Source organism: Brevibacillus sp. MER 51 (assembly GCF_023714195.1).
Taxonomy (GTDB): domain Bacteria; phylum Bacillota; class Bacilli; order Brevibacillales; family Brevibacillaceae; genus Brevibacillus.
On sequence record NZ_JAMAUS010000006.1, the window covers coordinates 182,277 to 204,704 of the forward strand.

The following is a 22,428-nucleotide window of genomic DNA, read 5'->3' on the forward strand; positions in this document are numbered from 1 at the left end:
CTTTTTTCTTTATTGATTCGGTTTCCACCAACTGCCCATGCGCTGCCAAAAGGTCGAAGAATCTGGCGGCTTTAAAGGTGTCGGTGTCTCATTTGTCGGGATGTGATCCGTGCAGTAATCTTGAGGCTCTGTTCCGCTGGCGAAATAAAAGAGCTGTGGATTCGGACAATGCTCGGTCGCCAGTTTTCCAGAAGCGGGATCGATATAGACAGAAACAACACCAGCTGGCATGTCAAAGAGCGCAGGGGGCTGACCTTTGAGCGCACTTTCCATGAACTGAGCCCAGATTTTTTTGGACAGATAGCCTTCCTTTACATCATCGACCTTTTGATTTTTGTCGTAACCTACCCATACGGTCGAAACCAGCTGCGGAGTGAATCCGCTCAGCCAAGCATCATAATCTGTTGATCCTGTTTTCCCTGCTACCGGTCGGTTCATTTCGCCAGCTACGCGATATCCCGTACCGCCTTGTTCAAATACACTTTGCATCATATTCACTAAGAGAGCAGAGGCGACCGGATCAGCTACCTGTATTTTCTCAGGTTTTTCTTCAACCAAAATGTTGCCCTCGCTGTCCTCGATGGAGGTGATGGCAATGGGCTTCACTGCTTGTCCCTTGTTGACGATTGCTGCATAAGCTGCGTTTAACTCCAAGGGAGAGACAGGTGAAGTTCCTAGTGCGAGAGAGGGAACTGCTTGCATCGAGCTGGTGATACCTAATTGCTTTGCCTGATCAACCACTTTTTGTGGCCCGAGAAAATCAATGGTCTTGACGGCATAAATATTGTCGGAGGTTTTGATTGCTTCACGCATATTGATCAGTGCGTTTGCATATTTTCCACCAAAATTGCCGGGGATGTACTGCTTATTGTTATCGTAGGTAAAAACGGTCGGTTCGCTTTTCATCAACGTGAGCGGTGTATAGCCGTTTTGCAAGGCTGACAAATACATGATCGGCTTGAAGGAGGAACCGGGCTGACGCTTGCCAAGCACGCGATTGAACTGACTCACCTTGTAGTCACGTCCACCTACCATCGCTTTGATATAGCCAGTAGCAGGGTCCATGGCGACGAGGGCTACCTGCAAATTCGGATTATTTTTTGGTAAGACAGAAGCAACAATATCCTCGGCCTTTTTTTGTACAACTGGATCAAGGGTCGTGTGGATTTTCAGACCGCCATGAATAAATTTTTCTTCGTCAATGCCATATTTGTTTTTTACCAAATTGGCGATGTAATCGCGGAAATAAGGAGCTGGCTCGGTTACATTCTCGTTTGCTCGCTGTTTCAGCTTGATTGGCTCCGCGTAGGCTTGCTCTGCTTCCTTCGATGTCAGTAGATTGTCGCGCTCCATCGCATTCAAAATGAGCTTTTGTCTGGCTTTTGCGCGCTCCAAATCGACAAACGGTGAATAATAAGTAGGACCCTTCGGGATGCCTGCGAGCATGGCGCTCTCTGCTACCGTCAAATCTTTGGCGTCCTTGCCGAAATAGGTTTGGGCAGCAGCTTGTACGCCATAGGCTGAATGACCGTAATAAATCTGATTCACGTACATTTCTAATATTTCATCCTTGCTGTAATTCAGTTCAAGCTGAATCGCAAGAAGGGCTTCTTTGATTTTTCGCTCCCAGGTCTTGTCCAAGCTGAGGTACAAATTTCTCGCCAATTGTTGGGTGATGGTACTGGCACCTTGACGCATGTCCATGTTAACGACATCGACATAAGCAGCCATGGCTAACCGTTTCCAATCAAAACCAAAATGCTCGCGGAACGAACGATCTTCGATAGCGATGGTCGCATCAAGCAATGCTGGTGAAATCTCTGCAAGTGGCACAGAAATCCGGTTTTCGCCACGGTGCATCGTATCCAAAACCTCTCCATTGGAAGCGTAAATCGTCGTGGTTTGCTTCACAAACGTTTCCGGGAGTGGTTGTGAGCGTAAGTACAAAATGAGTAGCAAGATGGCAAAAGAGAAACATAATAGGCTGAGAATGGTAAATTTTACGAATTTCTTAGCCCAACGCAAATAGCGCAGTAATGGGGCTTCGCGAATGACTTCCATGTGTGCCTCTCCTCCTTTCTGCGGTTGAATCAATAAAATAGGACATACTACGTTACTAGTAGTATGTGTCGCTTGCAAGCTGGTTAAACTTTCCTTGCTAGAAAAATATCTTGCAATTTGGAAGACAGCTACTATAATTTTCTTGTTATATTGTATTTTCATGCGGTTAATTGAAGGAGGTTACATAGCCATGAACATGGAATTGTGGTACACCGAAAAACAGACGGAAAATCACGGGATAACAACGAAAATTACAGAAACCCTATACAGTGAGAAATCCGAGTTTCAACAAATCGACGTAATTAATACGAAGCAGTTTGGTCGCATGTTAGTGCTCGACGGCATGGTTATGACTACCGATGTCGATGAGTTTGTCTACCATGAAATGATTTCTCATATCGCGTTGAACACGCATCCGAACCCGAAAAAGGTTCTGGTTGTAGGCGGCGGCGATGGCGGTGCTATTCGTGAAATCGTAAAGCACGCGTCTGTAGAAAAAGCAGTTCTGGCTGAAATCGACGGTGGCGTCATTGAGTCTTGCAAAAAATACTTCCCTGAGATTGCGAGTGCATTGACAGGCAATCCACGTGTAGATGTACAAGTAATCGATGGCATTAAACATATTCACGACCACAAAGGTGAGTACGATGTGATCATGGTTGACTCTACAGAGCCAGTAGGACCAGCCGTAGGTCTGTTTGAAAAAGGTTTCTACCAAGGCATTCACGATGCTTTGAAACCAGACGGTATCATGGTTGCTCAAACAGAATCTCCTTGGTTCAACCGTGATCTGATCAAGCGTGTGTTCAAAGACCTGAAATCGATCTTCCCGGTTACTCGTCTCTACACTTGCAGCATCCCTACTTATCCATCCGGACTGTGGAGCTTCACCATCGCTTCCAAGCAACATGATCCGTTGGAAGTAGATCCAGCGAAAATCAAAGATTTGGGCACCAAATACTACAATGCGGAAGTTCACCACGCTGCTTTCAAACTGCCTAACTTTGTGGCTGAGCTGACCCGCGACTAATCGGGGGAGAACTACACCTATGCGTTTTGACGAAGCATACTCTGGAAATGTCTTTATCCGTAGTCACGGGAATTACGAAGAAAGCCAAGCGGTTATTTACGGTATGCCGATGGACTGGACAGTGAGCTTCCGTCCGGGCTCTCGTTTTGGCCCTGCCCGTATTCGTGAGGTTTCCATCGGACTGGAAGAGTACAGCCCGTACTTGGACAGGCTGTTGGAAGACATCAAATACTTTGATGCTGGCGATATTCCTCTTCCTTTTGGAAACGTGGAAGGTAGCCTGGACGCGATCCGTACATTCGTGGCAAAAGTATTGGCAGATGGCAAATTCCCATTGGGTCTGGGCGGAGAGCACTTGGTTTCCTGGCCAGTATTCCAAGCGGTTTATGAAAAGTACAAGGACATGGTCGTATTCCACTTTGACGCGCATACTGACCTGCGCGACAACTACGAGGGATACGAATACTCCCACTCCACCCCGATCAAAAAGGTATGCAACCTGATCGGCGGTAAAAATGTATACTCTTTCGGAATCCGCAGCGGGATGAAGGACGAGTTTGAGTGGGCAAAAGAAAACATGCACCTGTACAAATACGATGTACTGGAGCCAGTGAAGCAAGTGCTGCCTACCATCGGCAACCGTCCGATCTACCTGTCGATTGATATCGATGTATTGGACCCTGCGCACGCTCCAGGAACAGGTACAACAGAAGCAGGCGGCATCACGTCTCGTGAGCTGCTCGATACCATTCACTTCATGGCAAACAACGGTGCGAATGTCATCGGTTGTGACCTGGTGGAGGTTGCTCCTGTGTATGACCACAGTGAAATGACGCAAATCGCGGCATCCAAAATCGTTCGCGAGCTGCTCTTGAGCTTTGTAAAATAAGATATCCGCTTTAAATAAGCCTTCGGTTTGCAAAAGAACCGGGGGCTTTTCCTATTAGTTGGGACGTTAATTTCGATTAATAAACATTTTAGTTTACAAAGTATAAAATTGTCAGTACAATCATAATAGTAAGATGATTGAAAAGTCGACGGAGGGTTTCCTACAAAGGAGTTGTCTGCATGAAAGAGGTATTTGCCTACGCACCATTTCGAAAGCTGTTCTTTTCCAATTTGTTCTCCGGTTTTGGGCAAGGGATGACGATGATCGGGATTGCCTGGTTCCTCGTGGAAACGACAGGTTCTGCTCAACTTTTGGGCTCGACCATGTTTACTTCTGCGGTACTGATGTTTTTCATTGGGCCGTATATCGGGACGCTCATCGATCGTTACTCCCGCAAGAAGATGCTGCTGATAGAAAACTTGATCGGATTTAGCGTGCTTGGCATGCTTGCAATCTGGGGCTTTTTCGGAGAGTACACCGAGTGGATGCTGATTGTCATCTATTTGACGACGACTTTTATGTACCAAATTCATTACCCGACGCAGTCCGCGCTGGTACAGGAGACGTTTGAGCCCAAACACTACAACAGCATCAACAGTCTGCTCGAGATCGAAGGACAGACGGCATCCGTTCTTGCTGGCGCGTTTGCAGGGATTCTGCTTAGCTCCTATGGACTGCATATGGTGATTATTTTCAATGCGATTACGTACTTGTTCGCCTTTACCTTGCTGTCTACCATGACGTATACCTTCACGCTGGAAAAAGAAGCGAAGCAAAACCAGGGTGTCGCGTGGACGGGGCAGCTGATGGAAAGCTGGCGGTACATTCAGCAAAAGAAAGGATTCCTGCTGTTTGGCATATCCGCACTCATGCCCTTCATCGCTGTTATGGCGACGAACTTATTGAAGCCTGTTTACATAAGCCAAACGCTGCAGGAGGGTGTCTCGGTTTATTCGCTGGGAGAGGTCACATATGCACTGGGGGCTGTGGCGGCAGGTTTACTCGTTGCGATCGTCGTTCGCAAGATGGGACAACTGGCAGCCATGATCGGCAATACGTTGTTGTTCGCGATTGCCATTGTCGTCATGATTGCTATGCCGTATGGCTGGGCGCTGATTGCGGCGTACACGTTTTACGGGTGGAGTAACGCTTCTGTGCGCTTGATTCGGCAATCGCTCTATATGACAGTTGTACCGAAGCATCAGATGGGGCGGGTGATGAGCTTTTTCAACTCAATCGGCATGATGATGCGTCTGGTCCTGATCGGTTTGTTTACGGCTATGATTGATTACACGGGGGCAGGAGTCGGGTACTTGGTGTTGGCGGGTCTACTGCTGCTGGCGGCAATCGGGATTGCTGCTACCATGAGATACCTGCTGGCTGATGCCAAAGCAGAGGCTGCGGTTGCCACAGAAGAGCGATGAAGGGTAGAATGTAGGGATAAATGGGAAGCGAAAGAAAGTGGAGTGTGGAAGCAGCATGCAAGACATACAAGTGAAATTGACGGCACGGCATCATGTCGAAGGCAACTGGGAAGAAACAACCCACAGCTATGAGGGCAGGCGCGTACAAAAAGCATCCGCGTGGTACTTGACCTACAAAGAGCAGATGGAGGGCGTAGGCGAAGTAAGCACGACACTGAAGCTGACAGATACGTCCATAACGTTGGTTCGTCAGGGCGGAGTTTCAACCAGGCAGCAATTCGAAAAAGGTGCCAGCACTCATTCTACCTATCAAAGTCCCTATGGTCCGTTTGCAATGGAGACGCATACGAACAAGCTGCGAATCCGCTACGAAGCAGAGGTTCCTGTACAGGTAGAAATCGCGTACCAGCTATGGATGAATGAGCAGTACGCTGGTGAGCATGAGCTGAAAATAGAGCTAGGAAAATAAGCCGCCCTTTGCAAGGGCGGTTTTTTGCACGTACAATAGGAGTACTTGCGGCTGAAGTGGGAGGGGGATACAGCATGTTTGTACTCGCAAATGGACTAATAGCCGGTCTGGGTCTTGCTGCTTTTTTAGCGCTCGGGGATGGTTTGTTTGATACCAATACCTTTCCCGTTTTAATTGATGTCAGCTATGTACCGGGTATGGAAAACCTGCCCTCTATTGTAGAACTATTGATTCATCTGCTGATTAGTGTGATCGTCGCCTTTTTTCTCATGCACTTTTACCCGCGGGAACGAAAAGCCCGGTCGGTACGATATTTGCTGTACTGGATGCTCAGTTTTTCTGTTGCGTTTTTCCCATTTAGTGTGCTGAGTCAATCCCCGATGAGTATGACAGCGTTCCTCATCTGGATATTGGGACATTTACTGTATACCGCAATGCTTGCCATTCAGGTAGGGCGAAATCGATAAATGCATAAAAGTGCCGAATATTCGGCGAAGTGATGATTTTTTGGCAGTATGGATGAAAGGAAGGAGTGAAAGCCGGGATGCCGTTGTCAGATACGGTAGAAATGTTGCAGGCGATCTTGGGTGCTATCGATGAAGGAATTCACGTTGTGGATGCAAATGGCATTACGATTTTCTACAATCACGTCGCAGCCAAGCTCGATGGGTTGACCCCAGAAGAGGTGTTGGGAAAGCCATTGTTGGAGGTTTTTCCTTCGCTTGATCGACAGTCGAGTACCCTGCTGCGTGTTATCGATAGTGGCGAATCAATTTACAACCAGACACAGACATATAAGAACTGGAAGGGAATGCGTGTAGAGACAATCAACACGACACTCCCGGTAAGAGTAGGCAAAAGGTTAGTCGGCGCAGTCGAGGTGGCGAAGGATATCGGCAAGCTAAAAGAACTGTCGGAACGCTTAGTCGATCTTCAGGCCAAAATTAGCAAGCCGAAACGGACAAAACGCACGGTTGATGAAACGACTTTCCATTTCGAAGACATTTTGACGATGAGTGAAAAAATGAAGCGCCTCAAAGAGCGCGCTCGAAAGGCTGCCCGGACAACTTCTCCTGTATTGATATACGGCGAAACCGGGACGGGAAAAGAACTGTTTGTTCAATCCATTCACCACGCGTCTGTCCGCAGCAGTAAGCCATTCATCGCGCAAAATTGTGCCGCGCTGCCTGCCGCGCTGCTCGAAAGCTTGCTGTTTGGCACGACAAAAGGAAGCTTCACGGGAGCCGATGATCGCCCAGGATTATTCGAGCTGGCGGATGGCGGCACTCTATTTTTGGATGAACTGAACAGCATGCCGCTCGACCTGCAGGCAAAGCTGCTACGAGTCCTCCAGGACGGTCAGATCAGACGGATCGGTGGGAGCCATTCGACCAGAGTAGACGTGCGGGTAATCGCCGCAGTCAACGAAGCACCGCAGTCTCTCGTGGAGCGAGGAGTCATGCGTGCCGACCTGTACTACCGGATCAACGTCGTCTCTTTTGAACTGCCGCCATTGCGCGAGCGCAGAGAAGATGTGGAGATGCTGATCGATCATTTCTTGCAAAAGTTCAACGGGATCTTCGGTATGAATGTGCGTGGAATCAGCAGGGAAGTGGCTCAATTGTTTGCTGCGTATGAGTGGCCGGGGAATGTCCGTGAACTGGAACATGTCATAGAAGCAGCCATGAATATGGTGGAGTCAGACATGATTTTGCTGGATCATCTTCCGGCTCATTTGCTGGAACGCTCGCAGTCCGAGAAAAAAGAAGCGTCAATTTCGGCTCAACTCCTACCCAAGGAAGGCTGTACGCTGCCCGAAATTTTGCGTGAGGTAGAGGAAAAAGTGATCAAAGATGCGATGCAGCAAACGGATGGCAATGTACTTCGCGCCGCCAAGCTCTTGGGCATCCCAAGACAGACGCTGCAATACAAGCTATCGCAGCGGATGATCCCTCCCTGTTGATTGCCGAAAATTCGGCAGACTCGCGAAGGATTACAGGGAATAGAAGCGCTCACAAAACGCTCTATTCCCTATTTTCTAAATTTTTTGATTTGTTGGCATGGCACTTGCATCTCTTGTTGATTGAGTGAAGCGAAGAGGTTCACCATAAGACGAGAGGAGACGGGATGCACATGACAGTAGCGACAAAACGCGATTGGCGTTCGATAGAACTTTGGAAGGATGTCACGGACGAGCAATGGAATGACTGGATGTGGCAGCTTACGCACACGATCAAGACGGTCGATGATTTGAAGCAGGTGATCAACCTGACACCGGAAGAGGAAGAGGGCGTACGTATTTCTACGCAAACGATTCCACTCAACATCACACCGTACTATGCTAATTTGATGGATCCAGACGATCCAAGCGATCCCGTTCGCATGCAGTCTGTACCTTTGTCCTCTGAGATGGTTCGTACCAAATACGACATGGAAGACCCACTCCACGAGGATACCGATTCTCCTGTACCCGGTCTGACACATCGTTATCCAGATCGCGTGCTTTTCCTGGTGACGAACCAATGCTCCATGTATTGCCGTTACTGTACGCGCCGTCGCTTTTCCGGTCAGATCGGCATGGGCGTGCCAAAGAAACAACTGGATGCCTGTATCGATTACATTCGCTCAAGACCAGAAGTCCGCGATGTACTGCTCTCCGGTGGAGACGGTCTGTTGATCAATGACCGCGTACTGGAGTACATCATCAGCAGCCTGCGCGACATCCCGCATGTTGAAATTATTCGGATCGGTACGCGCGCACCCGTTGTATTCCCGCAGCGCATTACTGAAAACCTGTGCAATATCTTGAAAAAATACCATCCGGTTTGGCTCAATACACACTTCAACCATCCAAAAGAGATTACACCGGAAGCGAAGCTGGCTTGCGAAATGCTCGCCAATGCTGGTGTTCCGCTCGGCAACCAGGCAGTTATTTTGGCCGGTATCAACGATTGCGCGAATACGATGAAAAAGCTGGTGCAGGACCTGGTGAAAATCCGCGTTCGCCCGTATTACATCTATCAATGCGACCTGTCTGAGGGAATCGGACACTTCCGCGCGCCCGTCAGCAAAGGGATCGAAATCATTGAGCACCTGCGCGGCCATACTTCCGGCTATGCAGTTCCGACCTTTGTAGTAGACGCTCCACACGGCGGCGGTAAAATTCCAGTCAGTCCGAATTACATCATTTCGCAAGCGTCCGATAAAGTTGTCCTGCGTAATTTTGAAGGCGTTATCACGTCCTACCCAGAGCCGAAGCAATACCATGAGCATGATGAAGAAAACTGCGAATACTGCAAGGCTGCAAAAGGCAAAGCAGTTGGTATCGCAGCACTCATGCAAGACGAGGTAGACAATCTGGAGCCGACTGATCTGCCGCGCAACAAGCGTATCAAAGCAACCAAGGTCAAATCACTCGCAGATGTTCGCACGGAGCAAAAGGCCAAGAAAGAACAGACCACTGCCGAGACCAAAGAAGCTTCAGGAAAATAAGCATGTTGAACAGCTACCCGTATGAAGGTAGCTGTTTCTTTTTTCGTAAGAATATTTCCAACTCTTCGAAGAGGATGGATGATTCGCAACTTGTGTGTTAAGATCGAGTTATACCCATTATGAGCGGTCGCTCAGTATCGTTTCATTTTTCGAAAAAAATAAACAGACTGACTGAATACTCATTCATTTATTTCCATGATTCTGATAAGATAGAAAAAACGATTTCCACGTCCTAAGACAAACTCGCAATAGAGGGGAGTAGAAAACATGCTGGCACTCATTAATTTGATCGCCTTTTTCCTGGTTCTTGCTTACGGGCTGTATTTAGCTGGGCATGTCGTGTACAGCAGATACTTGTTTATCAAGCTGGGGAAAAAGCCGGATGTGAAAAATGACTTTGGGGCACGCATCAATCTGATGCTCGACAACGTCATTTTCCACAAGAAGCTGCTAAAGGACAAAAAGAGCGGCGTGATGCACGTTGTGATGTTTTACGGTTTTATCACCTTGCAATTCGGGGCCATCGAGCTGATTATCAAAGGGCTTTCGAAAGGCTACGAGCTTCCTTTTGGCAGCGCTCACAAATATTTCTCTGTCATGCAGGAGATCACCACGTTTCTCATTTTGGCTGCAGTCGGCTACGCTTTTTACCGCCGCTATATCGAAAAGCTCAAGCGTCTGAAGCGTGGCTTCAAGTCAGGGATTGTTCTCTTGCTGATTTCCTCCCTGATGGCGACTGTATTGCTCTCGCTCGCTTTTGAACAAATTTGGCTCGGACATGAGCCATCGGCGTTCGCTCCGATCTCTTCTGTTTTCGCGATGGCTCTCTCTGCGATTGGGGTAGGGACAACGGGTGCAGTGGTAGGCTTTTACGTTTTCTGGTGGCTGCATCTGATCATCTTGCTCGGCTTCGCGGTGTATGTGCCGCAGTCCAAGCACGCGCATCTGCTGTTTGCGCCAGTCAACGTGTGGTTCAAGAAGCTGGACCCGCCAGGCAAGCTGACGAGCATTAATTTCGAGGACGAGACGCAGGAAGAATTCGGTGTCGGCAAAATCGAGGATTTTACACAAACGCAGCTCATCGACCTGTACGCTTGTGTGGAGTGCGGTCGCTGCACGAATATGTGCCCGGCCTCTGGAACGGGAAAAATGCTCTCCCCGATGGATCTGATTACGAAAATGCGCGACCATTTGACGGAAAAAGGTGCGTCGGTGACGTCGCGTACACCATGGATGCCGAGCTTCGCTTTTTCGCAGACGACTGCCAATCAGATTGCGTTCCAAGCATCTGAAGTAGCGGCGACAGCGGAAGGAGCAACCGCGGTCTATGAGAAAAGCTTGATCGGCGATGTCATTACCGAGCAGGAGCTATGGGCTTGTACGACCTGTCGCAACTGTGAAGACCAATGCCCGGTAATGAACGAGCATGTCGATAAAATCATCGATATGCGCCGCTATTTGGTTATGACAGAAGGAAGCATGCCAGCAGAAGCGCAGCGCGCCTTGAACAATATCGAGCGTCAGGGCAACCCGTGGGGAATCAACCGCAAAGACCGGACGAAATGGATTGAAGGTCTGAACGGTGAGTACGAGGTGCCAACTGTGAAGCAGGTCGAGGAATTCGAGTACTTGTTCTGGGTAGGCTCGATGGGATCGTTTGACTTGCGCAGCCAAAAAATTTCGCAGGCATTTGTGAAGCTTATGCACGAAGCCGGCGTGAAGTTCGCCATTCTGGGCAACGAGGAAAAGAACTCTGGAGATACGGCCCGCCGCATTGGTAACGAGTTCTTGTTCCAGCAGCTTGCCCAAGAAAATATCGCCTTGTTTGAAGCCTATGAAGTCAAAAAAATCGTCACCTGCGATCCGCATGCGTTCAATACGTTCAAGAACGAATATCCGGAGTTTGGGTTGAAGGCAGAGGTGTACCACCACTCTGAGCTGTTGGCGGAGTGGGTGAAGGAAGGCAAATTGAAGCCAACCAAGGAAGTCAAAGAGCGCATCACCTACCACGATTCCTGCTACTTGGGTCGCTACAACGAAATTTACGACAAGCCACGAGTGATCCTCGAAGCCATTCCTGGCGTAGAGGTAGTCGAAATGAAGCGCAGCGGCTGCGACAGCATGTGCTGCGGAGCGGGCGGCGGCTTGATGTGGATGGAGGAACATGAAGGCTCTCGTGTCAATGTCACACGTACGGAGCAAGCTCTGGAGGTCAACCCGACGGAAATCGCGAGTGCATGCCCATACTGCCTGACGATGATGAACGACGGAATCAAGACCAAAGAGCAGGAAGACCACGTTAAAACACGCGACGTCGCGGAAATTCTCGCAGACGCCATCTAGGTTCATACCATGCGCAAGTCTCGGTGCTAATCAAAGCGACGAGGCCTGCGCATTATTTTTTTGCAAAAAACTGTAAGATAAAGGAGCCAGCTGAATCTAAAGGAGTGGGAAGGGAGTGAGGAAGCTGGAGCTTGCAGAGAAAAGTTTAACAAAAACAAAAGAAGCATTATTTGATCAATTAATCCGGCACTATTTAAAAAAGGTGCTGCGACTCGTGTATTTGATGGTCAAGGACCGTAGTCTTGCTGAGGATATTACCCAGGAAGTGTTCCTGTTAGCTTACAAAAACTTGGGGAAATTCCGCCAAGAGAGCTCGATGCAAACATGGGTGTACCGAATCGCCGTCAACGAAGCGAAAAAACATCTGCGCTCGTGGTCGTTTCGTCACCTGTTTTTCAAGCCGGAAGTGGACATAGAGGTAGTGGAGGGAGCAGAGTCGGCTGTTTTGCAAAATGACCTTCGCGCCCGTTTTGCCCATCTCGTTATGAAGCTGCCGCATAGCTATCGTCAATTGATTGTCCTTCACTACTACGAGGAGTTGTCCGTAGAGGAGATCGCGGTCATTTTGGACACGTCCGCAGGAGCCATTTATACGAAAATGCACCGCGCACGCCAGAAGCTCAAAGCGCTCCTGGAAAAGGAGGGGATCGAATGAATCTGGATAAATTGCTGGCGGAATTCAAGGAAACGGCTGACAGGACACTGTTGCGCGGAATGGACGATACGACTGGCTTGGAGGAGAGGATTCGCATGAATATCGAGAAGAAAGGCAAGAAAAGGTTTCGTTTCATCTACCCCGTAAGCGCAGCGCTTGTTGCGGTCGCGCTTGTCATCGTGCTTACCCCTTATCTACTACAGAAGGAAAGCACGACGAGTACACATACGCCGAAGGAAACGTCTGCCGAGCCAGGTACCCATCAAAAGCCCAATCCAAAAGCTCACCCGGCCTCTGATGATCAGGTAATTATGGAAACGGTAGATGGGATCGTCGAGGTCTTGCGTGTTGGGATGACACAAGACCAAATGAAAGAAAAGTTTTCGGTCCCTTACACAGTTGTAGACGATTATGGCGGAAGCGGGGACGATGGCACAGAAGAGTACTGGGGCTATTCGATTCTTGCAAAAGAAGGATATAAGCGAAAAGACTGGACATTGATTGAGACGGAGGCCCTGCTAAAAAGAGACGTGGGCTTGGAGATGTTAGTTGGATGGAAGGATAAAAAACTTCATTGGTACTCCGTGAGCTATGTCCAAGGCAAAGAAGTCCATTTTCTCAAGCTGAACAGCAACGGAACTGTCCAAGAAGAAATCGTTCAAGATGGTGCCGAGACACCTGCTCCTCCGTCTAAATTCGACTTAAAGCCAGGGGAAGAGGATCGTTATTACAATTACATGTATGAGAAAAAAGATGAGCTTTTGCGTGGATTATCTCCAATCGATGTATGGAAGCTGTATGTGAAAGCACAGCAAGAGGGTCAGCTCGAAATGCAGTACGCTTTGCATATCGAGGACGATGGATTCGAGAAGCCGACACTGGAGCAATATTTGGAAGATATGAAGAAAGATCCGGTTGGAGCACGAAATAGCTGGAAGCAGTTGAAAACGATGCGAGAATTGGCAAATGACTTAACGCTTGAACAAACGTCTGACAAGGAAGCGGTTGTCTGGGTGACCTTCAAGGACAACAGGGATAAGGTTGGATATAAAATGCAGAAAAACAAACAAGGCATCTGGAAACTAAGCTGGATGGCACGACAATAGCAGCAACAGCCTGGCTCTCACAAAAGTCAGGCTGTTCTTTTTTTCATTATAGATTGACTATTCGTACGGAAGACGGCAAAATAAAAGTAAGCAAAATGAACGAACGCTCGATCAATTTGGTTTTTATTGATGTGAAACACCATCCGAATGGAGGTCATTCGATGAAAACGGTCATTGCAGGGGCAGTACGTACCCCTTTTGGTAAGTTTGGTGGAGCTTTGAAAGCGCTATCGGCAGTAGAGCTCGGCTCCATTGTGATCAAGGAAGCGGTAGAGCGCGCTGGTATTTCCGGCGATCAGGTGGACGAAGTAATCATGGGTATGGTCTTGCAGGCAGGTGCGGGTCAGGTGCCCTCACGCCAGGCAGCTCGCAAAGCTGGTTTGCCGTGGAATGTAGCGAGTGAGACGATCAACAAAGTATGCGCGTCCGGGATGCGTGCAGTGACGATGGGGGACCAGATCATTCGGGCCGGAGACGGAGAAATCATCGTCGCTGGCGGCATGGAGAGTATGAGCAACGCACCGTATGCACTGCCAGATGCACGTAACGGAATGAGGATGGGAGATTCAACCGTTCGCGATCTCATGATGTACGACGGCCTCACTTGCCCGTTTCATCAAGTGGCGATGGCTGTTCACGGCAGCAATGTGGCGGAAGAGAACGGGATTACGCGAGAAGAGCAAGATGCGTGGGCGCTGCGCAGCCAGCAGAGAGCCGCACAAGCGATGGAAAAAGGACTTTTTGCCGACGAGCTTGTCTCGGTATCCATTCCGCAAAGAAAAGGGGAGCCGCTGCAAGTTACCGTCGATGAAGGACCACGTCCGGATACCACCGAGGAAGGATTGGCGAAGCTGCCACCCGTGTACAAAAAGGACGGAACAATCACGGCAGGCAATGCACCGGGCATCAACGACGGGGCGGCAGCAATGGTGCTGATGTCAGACGCGAAAGCACAACAGCTGGGCATCAAGCCGCTTGCGACGATACTGGGGCACGCCGCAGTCGGCGCAGAGGCTCCTTATATCGCAACAACTCCGGGACTTGCGATCAACAAGCTCTTGGAAAAGACAGGCGTCGCGCTTTCGGAGATCGATCTATTTGAGGTAAACGAAGCGTTTGCCGCGGTGATTTTGACAAGTGGCAAAATCGTTGGCTGGGACGCAGAGAAAGTGAATGTAAACGGGGGAGCGATTGCGTTCGGACACCCGATTGGCGCGAGTGGTGCTCGGATCATTATGCACCTCGCCTATGAATTGAAAAGACGAGGCGGCGGCTTAGGGATCGCGGCCATTTGCAGTGGTGCCGCACAGGGTGACGCCATCTTGATTAAAGTAGAGTAAGGGAGGCCTTTTTACATGAACGTACAAACGATTATGGTCATCGGGGCAGGACAGATGGGCAGCGGGATTGCCCAAGTAGCGGCGCAGGCTGGCTTTCGCGTTTTTCTGAACGACGTCCAGCAAACATTTGTAGAGCGCGGTCTGGCCACGATTACGAAAAACTTGTCGCGCAACGTGGAAAAAGGCAAGCTCAGCGAAGCAGATAAGGAAGCGATTCTCGGCCGTTTGACACTGTCTACTGATCTGGCAGATGCGTCTGAAGCAGATTTTGTGGTAGAAGCGGTGACAGAAAACATGGCGGTCAAAACGCAAATCTTTTCCAAGCTGGATGAAGTATGTCCGCCGCATACGGTGCTCGCGAGCAATACATCCTCGCTGCCGATTACTGAGATTGCGGCAGTTACAAAGCGGCCGGAAAAAGTAATCGGGATGCATTTTATGAACCCCGTTCCAGTGATGAAGCTGGTTGAGATCATCCGTGGGCTGCAAACGTCCGATGAGGTCTATCAGCTGACAGAAGATTTGTCCAAACAAATGAGCAAGGTACCCGTGAGCGTCAACGATTTCCCAGGTTTTGTGTCCAATCGGGTATTGATGCCAATGTTGAATGAAGCGATTTATTGCGTGTACGAAGGAGTTGCAACACCGGAAGCGATCGATGAAGTGATGAAGCTGGGCATGAACCATCCGATGGGACCGCTTCAACTGGCTGATTTCATCGGGCTGGATACTTGCCTCTACATTATGGAAGTACTGCACGAAGGGTTCGGTGATTCGAAATACCGCCCATGCCCATTGCTGCGCAAGTACGTAAAAGCAGGATGGCTAGGCAAAAAATCCGGTCGTGGTTTCTACGTGTACAGCTAGCCGAAGATTTCGCAGAAAGGTAGGACGGACATGGATTTCCGATTGAACGAAGAGCAAGAGATGATGCGCCGCATGGTGCGAGACTTTGCCCAGAAAGAGATCGCACCATTCGTCCCGGTGATGGAGGAGACGGACCAGTTCCCGCGTCAGATCCTCAAAAAGATGGGCGAAATGGGGCTCATGGGCATTCCAATCGCCGAAGAGTGGGGAGGAGCGGGAGCGGACTTTATTTCCTACATTTTGGCCATTCACGAGATTTCCAAGGTGAGTGCGACAGTAGGTGTCATTTTGTCCGTGCATACCTCCGTCGGGACGAACCCGATTCTCTACTTCGGTACCGAGGAGCAAAAACGCAAATACGTGACCAAGCTTGCGAGTGGGGAATACCTCGGGGCTTTTGCCTTGACCGAGCCGCATGCAGGTTCTGATGCGAGCAGTATCCGAACCACAGCCGTGAAAAAGGGCGATGAGTACATCCTGAACGGAAACAAGGTGTTCATCACGAACGGCGGGGAGGCAGATACGTATATCGCCTTTGCTGTTACTGACGCGACAAAAGGAACCAAGGGAATATCGGCCTTTATCGTAGACAAGGATACACCGGGCTTCATGGTTGGGAAAAAGGAAAAGAAGATGGGACTTCACGGTTCCTATACGACAGAGCTCGTATTCGACAATGCGCGTGTACCGGCTGCCAACCTGTTGGGGCAGGAAGGGGAAGGCTTCTGTATCGCGATGGCGAATCTGGATTCCGGTCGCATCGGGATTGCTGCACAAGCCCTTGGTATTTGCGAGGCCGCAGTCCAATACGCGACAGAGTACGCCCGGGAACGCAAGCAGTTCGGACAATCGATTGCCAAGCAGCAAGCCATCGCTTTCAAGCTGGCTGACATGGCGACAAAAGCAGAAGTAGCCCGATTGCTGGTATACCGAGCGGCGTGGTTGCGCAGTCAAGGAATTGCTTGTGGAATGGAAGCCTCGATGGCAAAACGCTTTGCCACAGACTCTGCTATGGAGCTCGCCACAGAAGCTGTACAAATCTTTGGCGGCTATGGCTACACCAGAGAATATCCGGTTGAGCGACTATTCCGGGATGCGAAAGTAACGCAAATCTATGAGGGCACTAATGAAATTCAGCAAATTGTTATCGCCAAGCATTTGCTTGCTGATTGATAGAAAAATGAAAAGCACATGGGGGAGTGAGCCATATGAATTTCCAACTGACGGAAGAACATGACATGATGCGCAAGATGATTCGCGACTTTGCAGAGAATCAAGTAGCTCCGACAGCAGCCGAGCGCGACGAAGAAGAGTGCTTTGATCGTTCCATTTTTGAGCAAATGGCTGAGCTTGGACTGACAGGGATTCCTTGGCCAGAACAATACGGTGGAGCAGGTGCAGATTACCTGAGCTACGTCATTGCAGTGGAAGAACTCTCCCGTGTGGATGCCTCTATTGGGGTGACACTGTCTGCCCATGTCTCCTTGGCGAGCTGGCCGATTTACAAATTCGGGACAGAGGAGCAAAAGCAAACGTTTTTGCGGCCATTGGCAGAAGGCAAGAAGATGGGCGCGTACTGTTTGACCGAGGCGGGATCTGGGTCCGATTCTGCTGGAATGCGCACGACAGCCGTACGTGATGGCGATCACTACATTTTAAATGGCACCAAAATCTTCATTACTAATGCAGGCGAAGCCGAAATCTACATCGTATTCGCGGTCACTCAACCAGAGCTGAAGCATAAGGGCATCACGGCTTTCATCGTTGAAAAAGGCATGGATGGCTTCACGATGGGGAAAAAGGAGAAAAAGCTGGGCATCCGTTCCTCGCCAACACTTGCGGTCAATTTTGAAGATGTGCGCGTGCCGGTAGAAAATAGACTGGGTGAAGAAGGTCAAGGCTTCAAGATCGCAATGATGACATTGGACGGTGGAAGAAACGGTATCGCTGCTCAAGCATTGGGAATTGCACAAGGTGCGTACGAGCATGCACGGAATTATGCCAAAGAACGCAGTCAGTTCGGCAAACCAATCGCTTCCTTGCAGGCAATCCAGTTCAAACTGGCAGACATGGCAACCAAGATCGAGGCATCCCGTTTGCTCACTTATCAAGCAGCGTGGCTGGAGGATCAAGGTCTACCATATGGCAAAGCATCTGCGATGTCCAAAGTATTTGCAGGGGATACAGCGATGGAAGTGACAACCGAGGCTGTTCAAGTTTTCGGAGGTTACGGCTACACGCGGGAGTATCCTGTGGAGCGCTTCATGCGTGATGCCAAAATTACACAAATCTATGAAGGAACAAATGAAATCCAACGTGTCGTGATCAGCAATTTCCTGCTAAAAGAGTAGGAAGCTGTCCCGTCTTCCAACACGATTACACACATAGAAAAGAAAAGTTTGGCTTTGTGCTCTTACTCGCGTATAATGATCTGCGATGATACAAAAGTAGAGTGTTTGCGCCTTCTTTTCTATGAGGCGTCTGACCAAACGCTCAGTCGGTTGGAAAGGTGGATTTTGGAGTGTCTGACAAGAGAAAAACGATACCGTCCCTGGTAAAGGACCCAAAACTGATCGAGAGAAGACGAGAGCAGATTATTGAGGCTGCCGTTCATCTCTTCATTAATAAAGGTTTTCATAAAACGACGACAAGGGAGATTGCCCGGGCGTCTGGATTTAGTATTGGTACGTTGTACGAGTATATCGAGTCAAAAGAAGACGTGCTTTATCTTGTTTGCGATGCCATTCATGCGGAGATGGAGACGCGCTTGCGTGAAGCGATCAACTTCAACGGAACTGGCTTGAAAACATTAAAGGTAGCACTAAAAAGTCTGATCCGCGTGATGGATCAGATGAGCGACCGCGTGTTGCTTATTTATCAGGAAGCCAAATCATTGCCAAAAGAAACACTCCGCTACGTATTGGGCCGTGAAGAAGCCATTTCGCATATTTTCGTCGAAATCCTGGAAAAAGGGATTGCCGATGGTTCGTTGCGCATTGACGAAAAGAACGTCAAGCTAATGGCGGACAATATCATGGTTTTGGGCGAAATGTGGGTCTTCCGCCGCTGGGCATTGAAAAAGCACTATACCATTGAGGAGTACACAGAGAAGCAAATTGCCCTGTTGCTTCGCGAAATCAGTGTCTCCGATTAAGAAGAGAGTTTAAAAAGTCTGGGAAACATAGGGTGCCAAGCATACTTCGCGTCTACCGCGCCTTGATCTGCTTGGCCCTGTTTTTCCGCCTTTTTAAACGTATAAAAAGGAGAGTGGAACGATGGAAACGGAAGTGTATCGTCCGCAAAACAAGGTTCGCTTTGTGACCGCAGCCAGTCTGTATGATGGTCACGACGCCTCGATTAATATCATGCGCCGTATTTTACAATCGTCGGGAGTAGAGGTTATCCATCTCGGACATAACCGCTCTGTTGACGATATTGTAACAGCCGCTGTCCAGGAGGATGTGCAAGGGATTGCCATCAGTTCCTATCAAGGCGGTCATGTGGAGTATTTCAAATACGTAATTGATCTATTACGCGAGCGGGGAGCAGAGCATATCCGTGTTTTTGGCGGCGGTGGCGGCGTTATCGTTCCACGCGAGATTCGGGAATTGGAAGAGTACGGAGTCTGTAAGATTTACTCGCCAGATGACGGCAGACGATTGGGTCTGCAGGGTATGATCAATGACATGATCAGACGCAGCGACTTCCCAACCGTCAAGCAGCTGGAGGAAGAAGTAGCAGGCTTGCGCGAGCAAAACCATCAGGCGATTGCCCGGCTTATTTCCGTTGCGGAGTATGCAGTGGACCAGCCCGAATGGGCAGAGCCTCTCCGTGAAAGTTTAGTGGAAGCCGATTCAACCATACCGGTATTAGGGATTACAGGTACGGGTGGAGCAGGAAAAAGCTCATTAACCGATGAGCTTGTTCGTCGATTTATTCGCGTTTATCCCGAGAAGACGGTTGCGATCTTGTCTGTCGATCCATCCAAGCAAAAATCAGGTGGAGCGTTACTTGGTGACCGCATCCGCATGAATGCCAACTCGACACCGCGCGTTTATATGCGCAGTCTCGCTACTCGCAAATCAGGCATGGAGCTGTCTGCTGCATTAAAAGACGCGATTCAAGTAACACGCTCTGCCCATTTTGATCTGATCATTGTGGAAACGAGCGGGATTGGTCAGGGGGATGCGCAGGTCACAGAAGTGTGCGACGTCTCCATGTACGTCATGACCAGTGAATTCGGGGCTCCATCTCAGCTGGAAAAGATTGATATGCTCGACTTCGCTGATGTGATCGCGATCAACAAATTTGAGCGCAAAGGCTCAGAGGACGCTCTTCGCGAGGTTCGCAAGCAATATCGACGCAATCATCAGCTTTTTGAGCTGCCGGATGAGAAAGTTCCTGTGTATGGTACGATTGCGAGCCAGTTTAACGACCCGGGAACGAATGTGTTGTTTGCTGCCCTGATGCATCGGATTGTAGAAAAGACTGGCGTTGACTGGTCTGTAGAGCATTTGGATACGACCCCCGTAAAGATTCATAAAACTTCGTTGATTCCGACAGAGAGAATCAATTATTTGCAAGACATTGCCAACACCGTTCGTCAATATCGTGCCTATACAGAAGAACAGTCAGCGATTGCACGCAAGCTTTTTCAGTTGCAGGGTGCGAAGGAAACGATTCTGGCTTCGGGAGATTCTGCGGCTTCCGAGCTGGTGGCGGTACTTGATAAACAAATCGTTCTCTTTGAAGAAAAGCTGCATCCGGAGTGCCGACGTATCCTCGAAAATTGGCCCAAGCTCAAGGAGGCCTATCGGAAGGATCAATTCGTCACGAAAATTCGCGACAAGGAATTGGTTACCAAGCTGTTCAGCGTATCTTTGTCGGGTACACGCATTTCAAAAGTAGCCGTCCCTGATTACGAGGATTGGGGCGAAATTTTAAAGTGGTCGTTAAAAGAAAATGTCCCGGGGGAATTCCCGTATACTGCAGGAGTATTTCCGTTTAAACGCGAGGGAGAAGACCCCAAGCGACAATTTGCAGGCGAAGGTACTCCAGAGCGGACGAACAGACGCTTTCACTTCCTGTCTCAAAATGATGAAGCGAAGCGACTCAGTACTGCTTTTGACTCGGTTACGCTGTATGGAGAGGACCCTGACTACCGCCCGGATATTTACGGGAAAATCGGTACGAGTGGGGTTAGCATTTGTACTTTGGATGACATGAAAAAGCTGTACGCCGGCTTTGATCTTTGTGCACCTAGCACCTCTGTGTCCATGACAATCAACGGTCCTGCTCCAATGATTTTGGCCATGTTCATGAATACGGCGATTGAGCAGCAGTTGGATGCCTTTGTTCAAAAAGAAGGGCGTCAGCCTACCGAAGAGGAAGCGAAGCAAATCAGAGCGTACACGCTGTCGACTGTTCGCGGAACCGTTCAGGCAGATATTTTGAAAGAGGATCAAGGGCAAAACACGTGTATCTTCTCGACAGAATTTGCCTTGCGGATGATGGGGGATATCCAGCAGTATTTTATCGACCATAAAGTGCGGAACTACTACTCCGTGTCCATTTCCGGCTATCATATTGCGGAGGCGGGGGCGAATCCGATTACGCAGCTTGCGTTTACGCTGTCTAACGGATTTACCTATGTCGAGTATTATTTGAGCCGTGGGATGAACATCGATGACTTTGCGCCGAACCTGTCCTTCTTCTTCTCCAATGGTCTCGATCCGGAATACACCGTGATTGGACGTGTGGCTCGCCGGATTTGGGCAACTGTGATGAAAAATCGTTATGGTGCAAATGACCGCAGTCAAAAGCTGAAGTACCACATTCAGACGTCCGGCCGTTCCTTGCACGCGCAGGAGATGGATTTCAACGATATCAGAACGACTTTGCAGGCCTTGATTGCGATTTACGACAACTGTAATTCTCTCCATACGAATGCATACGACGAAGCGATTACAACCCCGACTGAGAACTCTGTGCGACGGGCGATGGCGATTCAGATGATCATCAACAAGGAAATGGGACTCGCCAAAAACGAGAACCCGCTTCAAGGGGCATTCATCATCGATGAGCTGACAGATCTGGTAGAAGAGGCAGTTATGCAAGAGTTCGAGCGGATCAGTTCTCGCGGAGGCGTGCTGGGGGCAATGGAGACTCAATACCAGCGCGGCAAAATTCAAGACGAGTCCATGTATTACGAAATGAAAAAGCATACGGGTGAGCTGCCAATTATTGGGGTGAACACGTTCATTAACCCGAATGCATCTGAGGACGATTACGAGATTGAATTGGCTCGCGCGACCGAAGAGGAAAAAGAACAGCAAATCATAAATCTCCGTGCGTTCCAGGAGCGCCACAAGGATGTGTCTGCGGCTGCACTGCGGCGCCTGCAGGAAGTGGCTATGGCGGGAGAAAACATTTTTGCCGAGCTGATGGAGACGGTAAAAGTAGCATCGCTTGGTCAAATCAGTGCTGCCTTGTATGAAGTAGGCGGCCAATACCGCAGAAATATGTAAGACAAATCCCTCGGTAGCGATTGCCGAGGGATGTCTTTGGTTTTGGTGTCGACAAGAATTAGTCAGCCCCTGTTTGAAAGCCTTGCATTTTCGTCTAAAATAAGGAATACTGTATGATAGCCTTCTTATGTTGTACGTTGTACAATCGAAGAAATCGATATCATTTATGAATGACTTATACAGGCCTGCGTCCCCCGAACAGGGCACCGGGTCAGTATTCAAATC

General features: G+C 49.2%; 17 protein-coding genes. 16 read left to right on the top strand and 1 reads right to left on the bottom strand.

Annotation, left to right across the window (positions count from 1 at the left end; genetic code table 11):
• Positions 1-9 precede the first annotated feature (9 nt).
• Positions 10-2,061, bottom strand: coding sequence for a transglycosylase domain-containing protein (locus M3630_RS14935; RefSeq protein ID WP_251252607.1), 2,052 nt, complete (start codon positions 2,059-2,061; stop codon positions 10-12).
• Between the two features lie 196 nt (positions 2,062-2,257).
• Between M3630_RS14935 and speE the strand changes: the two genes are divergently transcribed.
• From speE to icmF, 16 genes are all read left to right on the top strand, one after another.
• A complete protein-coding gene (gene speE / locus M3630_RS14940) occupies positions 2,258-3,091 on the top strand; it encodes a polyamine aminopropyltransferase (RefSeq protein ID WP_088911020.1) in 834 nt (277 codons plus the stop codon).
• 19 nt (positions 3,092-3,110) lie between these two features.
• The gene (gene speB / locus M3630_RS14945) at positions 3,111-3,980 is read left to right on the top strand and encodes an agmatinase (protein ID WP_017252411.1); all 870 of its coding nucleotides are present in this window, start codon (positions 3,111-3,113) and stop codon (positions 3,978-3,980) included.
• 179 nt (positions 3,981-4,159) lie between these two features.
• Entirely contained in the window at positions 4,160-5,404 is a 1,245-nt protein-coding gene (locus tag M3630_RS14950) for an MFS transporter (protein ID WP_251252608.1), read from the top strand.
• Between the two features lie 55 nt (positions 5,405-5,459).
• A complete protein-coding gene (locus M3630_RS14955; RefSeq protein WP_173610430.1) occupies positions 5,460-5,873 on the top strand; it encodes a YwiB family protein in 414 nt (137 codons plus the stop codon).
• 74 nt (positions 5,874-5,947) lie between these two features.
• On the top strand, positions 5,948-6,340 hold the full coding sequence (locus M3630_RS14960) for a hypothetical protein (protein ID WP_173610431.1): 393 nt from the start codon (positions 5,948-5,950) through the stop codon (positions 6,338-6,340).
• Between the two features lie 77 nt (positions 6,341-6,417).
• Positions 6,418-7,836 carry a sigma-54 interaction domain-containing protein gene (locus tag M3630_RS14965; RefSeq protein ID WP_251252609.1) on the top strand — a complete coding sequence of 473 codons (1,419 nt, stop codon included), beginning with the start codon at positions 6,418-6,420 and terminating at the stop codon, positions 7,834-7,836.
• Positions 7,837-8,000: 164 nt separating this feature from the next.
• Entirely contained in the window at positions 8,001-9,365 is a 1,365-nt protein-coding gene (gene kamA / locus M3630_RS14970) for a lysine 2,3-aminomutase (protein ID WP_173610433.1), read from the top strand.
• Between the two features lie 267 nt (positions 9,366-9,632).
• Positions 9,633-11,708, top strand: a complete 2,076-nt coding sequence (locus tag M3630_RS14975) for a heterodisulfide reductase-related iron-sulfur binding cluster (protein WP_173610434.1) — start codon at positions 9,633-9,635, stop codon at positions 11,706-11,708.
• 115 nt (positions 11,709-11,823) lie between these two features.
• Entirely contained in the window at positions 11,824-12,363 is a 540-nt protein-coding gene (locus M3630_RS14980; RefSeq protein WP_173610435.1) for a sigma-70 family RNA polymerase sigma factor, read from the top strand.
• On the top strand, positions 12,360-13,469 hold the full coding sequence (locus tag M3630_RS14985) for a hypothetical protein (protein WP_251252610.1): 1,110 nt from the start codon (positions 12,360-12,362) through the stop codon (positions 13,467-13,469). Before M3630_RS14980 ends, M3630_RS14985 begins: the two co-directional genes overlap by 4 nt.
• A gap of 161 nt (positions 13,470-13,630) precedes the next feature.
• Positions 13,631-14,809 carry an acetyl-CoA C-acetyltransferase gene (locus M3630_RS14990; RefSeq protein WP_251252611.1) on the top strand — a complete coding sequence of 393 codons (1,179 nt, stop codon included), beginning with the start codon at positions 13,631-13,633 and terminating at the stop codon, positions 14,807-14,809.
• 15 nt (positions 14,810-14,824) lie between these two features.
• Positions 14,825-15,676: a 3-hydroxybutyryl-CoA dehydrogenase gene (locus M3630_RS14995; protein ID WP_251252612.1), complete on the top strand. Its 852-nt coding sequence runs from the start codon at positions 14,825-14,827 to the stop codon at positions 15,674-15,676.
• Between the two features lie 30 nt (positions 15,677-15,706).
• Complete coding sequence (locus M3630_RS15000) at positions 15,707-16,849, top strand: acyl-CoA dehydrogenase (RefSeq protein WP_251252613.1); 1,143 nt, start codon at positions 15,707-15,709, stop codon at positions 16,847-16,849.
• Between the two features lie 35 nt (positions 16,850-16,884).
• Positions 16,885-18,027, top strand: coding sequence for an acyl-CoA dehydrogenase (locus M3630_RS15005; RefSeq protein WP_087341794.1), 1,143 nt, complete (start codon positions 16,885-16,887; stop codon positions 18,025-18,027).
• Between the two features lie 170 nt (positions 18,028-18,197).
• Positions 18,198-18,830, top strand: coding sequence for a TetR/AcrR family transcriptional regulator (locus tag M3630_RS15010; protein ID WP_007725542.1), 633 nt, complete (start codon positions 18,198-18,200; stop codon positions 18,828-18,830).
• 121 nt (positions 18,831-18,951) lie between these two features.
• On the top strand, positions 18,952-22,203 hold the full coding sequence (gene icmF / locus M3630_RS15015) for a fused isobutyryl-CoA mutase/GTPase IcmF (protein WP_251252614.1): 3,252 nt from the start codon (positions 18,952-18,954) through the stop codon (positions 22,201-22,203).
• Positions 22,204-22,428 lie beyond the last annotated feature (225 nt).

Bases quoted from the DNA above. Each gene is read 5' to 3' on its own strand.
- M3630_RS14935 (WP_251252607.1), bottom strand. From the start codon at position 2,061: ATGGAAGTCATTCGCGAAGCCCCATTACTGCGCTATTTGCGTTGGGCT.
- speE (WP_088911020.1), top strand. From the start codon at position 2,258: ATGGAATTGTGGTACACCGAAAAACAGACGGAAAATCACGGGATAACA.
- speB (WP_017252411.1), top strand. From the start codon at position 3,111: ATGCGTTTTGACGAAGCATACTCTGGAAATGTCTTTATCCGTAGTCAC.
- M3630_RS14950 (WP_251252608.1), top strand. From the start codon at position 4,160: ATGAAAGAGGTATTTGCCTACGCACCATTTCGAAAGCTGTTCTTTTCC.
- M3630_RS14955 (WP_173610430.1), top strand. From the start codon at position 5,460: ATGCAAGACATACAAGTGAAATTGACGGCACGGCATCATGTCGAAGGC.
- M3630_RS14960 (WP_173610431.1), top strand. From the start codon at position 5,948: ATGTTTGTACTCGCAAATGGACTAATAGCCGGTCTGGGTCTTGCTGCT.
- M3630_RS14965 (WP_251252609.1), top strand. From the start codon at position 6,418: ATGCCGTTGTCAGATACGGTAGAAATGTTGCAGGCGATCTTGGGTGCT.
- kamA (WP_173610433.1), top strand. From the start codon at position 8,001: ATGCACATGACAGTAGCGACAAAACGCGATTGGCGTTCGATAGAACTT.
- M3630_RS14975 (WP_173610434.1), top strand. From the start codon at position 9,633: ATGCTGGCACTCATTAATTTGATCGCCTTTTTCCTGGTTCTTGCTTAC.
- M3630_RS14985 (WP_251252610.1), top strand. From the start codon at position 12,360: ATGAATCTGGATAAATTGCTGGCGGAATTCAAGGAAACGGCTGACAGG.
- M3630_RS14990 (WP_251252611.1), top strand. From the start codon at position 13,631: ATGAAAACGGTCATTGCAGGGGCAGTACGTACCCCTTTTGGTAAGTTT.
- M3630_RS14995 (WP_251252612.1), top strand. From the start codon at position 14,825: ATGAACGTACAAACGATTATGGTCATCGGGGCAGGACAGATGGGCAGC.
- M3630_RS15000 (WP_251252613.1), top strand. From the start codon at position 15,707: ATGGATTTCCGATTGAACGAAGAGCAAGAGATGATGCGCCGCATGGTG.
- M3630_RS15005 (WP_087341794.1), top strand. From the start codon at position 16,885: ATGAATTTCCAACTGACGGAAGAACATGACATGATGCGCAAGATGATT.
- icmF (WP_251252614.1), top strand. From the start codon at position 18,952: ATGGAAACGGAAGTGTATCGTCCGCAAAACAAGGTTCGCTTTGTGACC.